The organism is Mycobacterium sp. TH-M106 (genome assembly GCF_057473765.1).
The window spans coordinates 1-6,266 of sequence record NZ_JBYCLE010000229.1 but is presented as its reverse complement, the minus strand read 5'-3'; the positions used below and the strand labels follow the sequence as shown (position 1 = coordinate 6,266).

9 protein-coding genes are annotated in these 6,266 nt (G+C 65.7%); 4 read left to right on the top strand and 5 right to left on the bottom strand.

Annotated elements, in window-relative coordinates:
* Positions 1-949: sodium:calcium antiporter (locus tag AC2VOP_RS08230; protein ID WP_486960508.1), on the bottom strand; the 949-nt coding region annotated here is incomplete at its 3' end.
* 168 nt (positions 950-1,117) lie between these two features.
* Between AC2VOP_RS08230 and AC2VOP_RS08225 the strand changes: the two genes are divergently transcribed.
* Together AC2VOP_RS08225 and AC2VOP_RS08220 are read left to right on the top strand one after the other, a co-directional pair.
* A complete protein-coding gene (locus tag AC2VOP_RS08225; protein WP_486960507.1) occupies positions 1,118-1,507 on the top strand; it encodes an ArsR/SmtB family transcription factor in 390 nt (129 codons plus the stop codon).
* A 76-nt stretch (positions 1,508-1,583) separates the two neighbouring features.
* Complete coding sequence (locus tag AC2VOP_RS08220) at positions 1,584-2,189, top strand: class I SAM-dependent methyltransferase (protein WP_486960506.1); 606 nt, start codon at positions 1,584-1,586, stop codon at positions 2,187-2,189.
* 12 nt (positions 2,190-2,201) lie between these two features.
* Here AC2VOP_RS08220 and AC2VOP_RS08215 read toward each other — a convergent pair whose 3' ends face one another.
* On the bottom strand, positions 2,202-3,008 hold the full coding sequence (locus tag AC2VOP_RS08215; RefSeq protein ID WP_486960505.1) for a DUF1906 domain-containing protein: 807 nt from the start codon (positions 3,006-3,008) through the stop codon (positions 2,202-2,204).
* Positions 3,009-3,075: 67 nt separating this feature from the next.
* Here AC2VOP_RS08215 and AC2VOP_RS08210 point away from each other — a divergent pair, with 67 nt between their 5' ends.
* Both AC2VOP_RS08210 and AC2VOP_RS08205 read left to right on the top strand, forming a co-directional pair.
* Positions 3,076-3,300, top strand: a complete 225-nt coding sequence (locus AC2VOP_RS08210; protein ID WP_486960504.1) for a ribbon-helix-helix protein, CopG family — start codon at positions 3,076-3,078, stop codon at positions 3,298-3,300.
* Complete coding sequence (locus AC2VOP_RS08205) at positions 3,297-3,719, top strand: type II toxin-antitoxin system VapC family toxin (protein WP_486960503.1); 423 nt, start codon at positions 3,297-3,299, stop codon at positions 3,717-3,719. Before AC2VOP_RS08210 ends, AC2VOP_RS08205 begins: the two co-directional genes overlap by 4 nt.
* 38 nt (positions 3,720-3,757) lie before the next feature.
* Here the strand turns inward: AC2VOP_RS08205 and AC2VOP_RS08200 are convergent, their stop codons facing one another.
* From AC2VOP_RS08200 to AC2VOP_RS08190, 3 genes are all read right to left on the bottom strand, one after another.
* The gene (locus tag AC2VOP_RS08200; protein WP_486960502.1) at positions 3,758-4,618 is read right to left on the bottom strand and encodes an alpha/beta fold hydrolase; all 861 of its coding nucleotides are present in this window, start codon (positions 4,616-4,618) and stop codon (positions 3,758-3,760) included.
* A 19-nt stretch (positions 4,619-4,637) separates the two neighbouring features.
* On the bottom strand, positions 4,638-5,417 hold the full coding sequence (locus tag AC2VOP_RS08195; RefSeq protein WP_486960501.1) for an SDR family NAD(P)-dependent oxidoreductase: 780 nt from the start codon (positions 5,415-5,417) through the stop codon (positions 4,638-4,640).
* Positions 5,418-5,445: 28 nt separating this feature from the next.
* The coding region (locus AC2VOP_RS08190; RefSeq protein ID WP_486960500.1) for an enoyl-CoA hydratase at positions 5,446-6,266 on the bottom strand (821 nt) is incomplete at its 5' end.

Sequence of the window (6,266 nt, the reverse complement as noted above, 5' to 3'; positions counted from 1 at the left end):
GGGCGTGGTCGAAGCGCCAGTCGGTGAACAGCAGACCCAGGCCGCTGGGCACGGTTGCCTGGATCATCATCGCCCCGGAGATATTGGCCAGGGCCAGTTGGGTTTTGCCGTGACGCACCCAGATGGTCGCGTTCATGATCTCGGGCAACTCAGTGGCAATCGGCGACAGCAGCAATGCGGTGACGGCCCCGGACAATCCGAGCCTCGGGCTGATGGCATCAAGCTGGCGCACGAACAGCTGCGAGGACGCAAAGATGACCACCAACGCGCCCACAGTTTGCGCGGCCACCGCCGCGGTGGTCGGTCCCGCGGCGCGCGGCTGCAGCTTGAGTGGCGCCAGCTGCTCCTCGTCGTCGGGATCTGGCGGGTGTCCGCCGCGCAGTTGCCGCCAAAAATAGACGGCGTAGACGGCGAAAAATAGCAACCCCAGCCACGGCTTGACCGTGAACGCCACCAAACCTAGAGCAACTTTGACCACGAACACCGCCATAAACCAGCACTGATCATTGGCCAGGTGTGCCGCTTGCGGGGAATCGGCCAACACGGCGCCGCGGCGCGCGTCGCACTCTGACATGGCGCGCTCGAGGTCTGCGCCGCTGACGCCGCTGACGCCGCTGACGCCGCTGATGAGCAGTTCGTGGCCACCGGTGCGGCGCCGGGCCAGCAGCATCACCCCGGTCACCCCGTAGGCGACGGTCGCCAGTACCAGCGGACCGCCCATCGCGGCGCCCACCCCGATGTTGCGGATCTGAGCGGTCGGTCCGGTGGTGACGGCGACCAGCGTGACCACCGATTCCGGCAACGCTGTGCCAAACGCGGCCAGGATGGTGCCCACCGCCATCGTCTTGACGTTGAGCCGGTGGCCCAGCCATTCCACGGCATTGACGAACCACTCGCACGACAGATAAATCGCCACCGCGCAGGCGATCAGCAGCGCGATATGCACCACGAGGGCCTCTGCCTTTCTCGCCCGCATCTCACCCGCACGCCGATCGGGCGTTGGACCTCCGTTCGGACCGCTCACCATCGTGCCAGCCATTTCGTCATATTCGCAAATGTTGAAATATTTCGGTTGGTCGAATCCGCTCGTTGGAGGTGCGTCAGAATGGACGCAGACATGGCAAAACCACAACAACGGCCAGCCGAAACCACCAATCCGGCCATTGCCCACACCGAACCTACCGGTCCGCAGCTCACGTCAGCTGCAGCCACATTCGCGTTGCTTGGCAACCCGACGCGGCTGCACGTGCTATGGCTGGCCGCCCAAGACGTGCACGACGTGACCACCCTGGCCGACCGGGCCGGCGTCGGGGTGGCCACCATGAGCCAGCACCTCGCCAAGCTGCGCCTCGCCGGCCTCATCAGCGCACGCCGAGAAAGCCGGCGCCACATCTACACCGTCGATGACCCGCACGTCCTCACACTGGTCCAGCAGATCTTCGCCCACATCGCCCCCGACGGCAGCCTCGCACCCGACCCATCACCGAAACCTGACAGACGGTCGTGAGGTGCGCTTCGGAAGCAAGCAGCATCGGTCACCCACGCGCCAGCCGACCCAGGTCATCTCCTGCGACAATGCTCGTATGGCCGAGCAGAGCATCTGGATGCAGAAGGTTGCGCGAGATCCCGGGCATTCGCACTGGTACATCGAGCGCTTCCGTTCCATGGCGCGCGCCGGCAAGGATCTGGCTGGCGAGGCTCGCTTCGTCGACGCGATGGTGCCCCGCGGCGCCCACATCCTCGATGCCGGCTGCGGCCCCGGCCGGTTGGGCGGCTTTCTGACCGCGGCTGGTCACCACGTTGTCGGTGTCGACGTCGATCCGGCGCTCATCGAGGCAGCCGAACAGGATCATCCCGGGCCACGCTGGCTGGTCGGCGACCTCGCTGAGCTCGACTTGCCCGCGCGCGGCATCGCCGAGCCGTTCGACGTAGCTCTGCTGGCCGGAAACGTTATGACATTTCTCGCCCCGAGCACACGAGTCCAGGTGCTGGACCGGGTGCGTGCCCACCTCGGGGACGGTGGCCGGGCGGTGATCGGGTTCGGCACCGGCCGCGGCTACGACTTCGCCGAGTTCTTCGACGACGCGGCAGATGCCGGGCTCGTGCCCGATCTGCTGCTGTCCACCTGGGATCTTCGCCCGTTCACCGATGACTCCGACTTCCTCGTCGCGATCCTCCGGCCGGCGTAGCCGACCGCTGCGCTACCGAGGCAAACCCCACTGCCCGTAATCAGCCGCGAGGGCGTCGTCCACATCGACGTGCACCCCGTCCAGGACGACACCGGGGTGAGTCGCGTCGACGATCACCGACTGATACAGCACGGCTGCAGGTTCGCGCTCGCCATGGGACCACCCCATCGTCTGCCATGCCCACCGGTGGCCCACAGTGGTTGAGTGTCCGATCACGTCGTCGCCGATCGCCCACGCGCACACCCGGTTATGGCCATAAATTCCGGTGCGGCCGACGCCCAGTACCGAGTTGATTCCCCGAACCCACTCCACAGCAACGTTTTTCCAGGTGTCGAGGTCGATATCCTCATCGATGCTGAAGAAGATCGGCGCCGAATCGGGACCCCCGGCTGCGGCGTGGAGCCGCAGCGCCGTCCGGGCGTCTGCCGCGCCGCCGTCGTACCCGCGGGTGTAGTCCGACGGCGAGGCAGGCCAGCCGGGTTTTCCGTATTGGTAGCAGCTGACGATGGTCAGCCCCGTCGCGCGCAGCGCATCCGTGTACTCGCGGGTGACGGGTTTGAAATCGAAGTTCGCACCTGGCCGTGACTCGGCCACGTACACCAGCGCGCCGTCAAAGCCCGCCGATGTGATCGCATCCGGCGGGACCAACCGATCCGCGAAATCGATCAGCCTGATGTTGGCTGCTGCTGCCCGCTGCGCACCAAGACCCCCAGCCATTGCCCCCAAGCCCAGTAGTGCCGTCGTGCCCAGACCGTATTTGACGAATTCGCGTCTCGACACCGCAGGCACTGGCGCTTGTCGGTTCCTTGCGTGCTTCATGTGACGATTCCCGGGCGGTATACTTCACCAGATAGCTGGCATGCCATATACACGGTAGTGTGGCACTGTGAAAAAAACGACCATCTACCTCGACGATGTCACCGAACGTCGGCTCATCGAGATGTCCAGGCGACGTGGTCGCTCGCGCGCTGCGTTGATCCGTGCTGCCGTGGAGCGCTTGGTCGTCGATGATGATCGGCCTCCACGCCGGCCGCGACCCCTTGGCGCCAGCGGACACCCGGACACCTCTCAACAGGTAGACGAAATCCTCGCCGAGGGGTTCGGTGAGTGATCGTCCTGGACACCGGTGGGCTGTATGCGTTGCTGGACTCCTCGGATAGCTACCACGACGCTGCGCATCGAGCGATCGACGAATACGATGGCCCGCTTTTGCTGTCACCGCTGATCCTGGCCGAGACCGACTACCTCGTGTCCAAACGGCTGGGTGGACGTGCTGAGTCGATGTTCCTGACAGAGGTGATTGACAGGGTCTACCGGCTGGTGGGTTTCGACGACGAGGACATGGAGTCGGCAGTCGATGTCGTGAACACCTATGCGGACATGCGCGTCGGGATCGCGGACGCTTCGGTGGCAGTGATTGCGGCACGCTATCGTAGCGTCGATCTACTCAGCGTCGACGAGCACTTTCGCGCCATCCGGCCCTTATGGGGATCAGCGTTCAGGCTGCTGCCTACAGACCAATCACGTTGACTTGCCTGCTGAGTCGTTGATCCGAGGTGATCGGCGGCTCAGTCGCGCAGCAGGAAGCCCAAGACCACGCTTTCGAAGGCGTCCTTCGCCTCGACCATCGTCCAGTGCCCGCAGTTGGGAAACACGTGAAACTCGGCGTTCGGAATCGCTCGCATCGGGATCAGCGCCATGTCCAGCGGGCTCACCCGGTCGTCGCGGCCCCAGGTGATTAACGTCGGCGCCGCGACCCGGTGCAGCATTGCCCAAGGTGGCGGCCGCTTGGCGGACCACATCGCCGCGACCATCGCAGCGAAGGCCTCTTTGCCGTACATCCGCCGTGCGCTGGCCAGCGTCTCGGGATCGGTGGCCGCCTGCCAGCGCTCCTCGATGAGCTCCTCGGTCACTACCGCGGGGTCATACACCATCGAGTGCAGCCACTGGACCAACCGGTCGCGAGTGGGGTTCTCGGTGAACTCCTGCAACAGCCGGATGCCCTCCGTCGGCTCCGGGCTCAACAGGTTCATGCCTATACCGCCGATCGTCACCAATCGACGGACCTTCTCCGGCCGGCCGATGGCGAAGTTGACCCCGACACCGCCGCCCATCGAGTTGCCGACGATGTCGACGGTATCCAGTTGCAACGCGTCGACGAACCGGGCCAGCGCATCGAATGCCGTCAGCATCGGGTGGCCCCCGAAGTCGTCGCTGACCCCGAAGCCGGGGAATTCCGGTATCAGGCAACGGAAATGCTCGGCGAACGCAGCCAGCACGCCACGGAAGTTGCGCCACCCCGTCACACCGGCCCCGGAACCGTGCAGCATCAGCAACGGAGGACCGTCACCGGCATCGTGGTAACGCAGCACCCCCGGCTCGGTGGCGACCTCCCGGAGGGTCCCTTCGTAGCTCAGCTCTGACGACATGTGGCTCCCCATTCGCCGGTCACGCGTGCGTGCCGCCGTCGACACGGATCTCGGTCCCGGTGATGAACGCGCCGTCGTCGGAGACCAGCATCGCGACCACGCCGGCCACCGCCGCGGGGTCAGCCATCGGGGCACCGCTGGATTTCAATGTGGTGGGCAGGATGGGCGAGAGCCCGGCCAGCAGCGACCAGTCGGAGTCGGGCGGCAGATAGCCGGCGGTCGCGTCGGTGATCCCCGATTTGATGCTGCCCGGCGCCACCGAAACGGCACGTAAACCCTGTTTGCCGTACTCCAGCGCCAGCGCATGGGTGAAGGACTGGATCCCGCCCTTGCTGGCGGCGTAGGCAGCCATGTAAGGGTGCGCGAACGCCGCCGAGGTCGAGCTGAAGTTCACGACCGCGCTGCTGGCGTTCGCTAGCAGCGCCGGCAGTGCCTCCCGGACCATCAGGAAGGTGCCGGTGAGGTTGACGCCGATGATCTGGTTCCACAGCTGCAGGCTCATGTCGTGGGTGTGCGCCGCGCGCAGCATGCCGGCGGCGTTGACCAGGCAGTCCAACCCGCCCAGCGTTTCGACAGCCGACCGGACCCCGTCGACCACCGACTGTTCGTCGCCGACGTCGATCTCTAACGTCGTCAGCCGGTCTGCTGACCCCGCAGCCCGGGTCTCGGCCAACCCCGCCGCGTTGACATCCGCGGCGACCACCACCGCACCCTCGTCCAGCAGTCGCAACGCGGTGGCCTGCCCGATCCCGGACGCGGCGCCGGTCACCAGGATCCTACGGTCACCAAGGCGCTTCATGTCGTTTCCCATCGTGCCCGCGGGTCGGCTACGGTGTGTCGCGGCTGGCCAATCGCGTCGGTTTCGCCGTACGCCAGTCCTCGACCTCGGGCGGCAGCGCCACCGGGTACTTGTTCTCGTTATGGCTCGCCCAGTGCGCGTGCCCCAGCTGATGGACGTGGAAGCCGTGCCGCAGCGCCTCGGCGAAGCCCATCGCGTCGGTGGCGGCATTCACCGAATCCTTGATCAGCAACGCTGCCATCGTGGGGAGTTGCGCGATGCGCCGGGCGAACTCCAGGGTTTTGTCCGCCAACTCGTCGCGCGGGAACACCTTGGACACCATACCCAGCCGGTAAGCCTCGTCCGCGTCGATGGAATCACCGGTCAACAGCAGCTCTTTGGTTTTGCGCGGGCCGAATTCCCAAGGGTGCGCATAGTATTCCACTCCGGGCATGCCCAGCCGCACACCGACCACGTCGGAAAATTTCGCGTTGTCGGCGGCCACAATCAAATCGCAAGCCCAGACCAGCATCAGGCCAGCCGAGATGGCGTTGCCCTGCACCTGGGCGATGGTGATCTTGCGCAGCTCCCGCCACCGGCAGGTGTTCTGGAAGTAAAAGTGCCACTCCTGCAAGTAGGTCTTCTCCGCCACCGATCCCCGGGTGGCGCCGTGCGACCGGAAGGTCGGGTGTTGCGCCGGGCCCGGCTGGCGTTCGGCCAGTGCCGCTTCCGATCCCAGATCGTGGCCGGCCGAGAAGTTCTTTCCGCGTGCGGCCAGGATCACCACCCGAACAGTGTCGTCGGCCTCGGCCCGGCAGAACGCCTCGTCGAGCTGCACCAACAGGGTGCGGTTCTGCGCGTTGTGCGCCT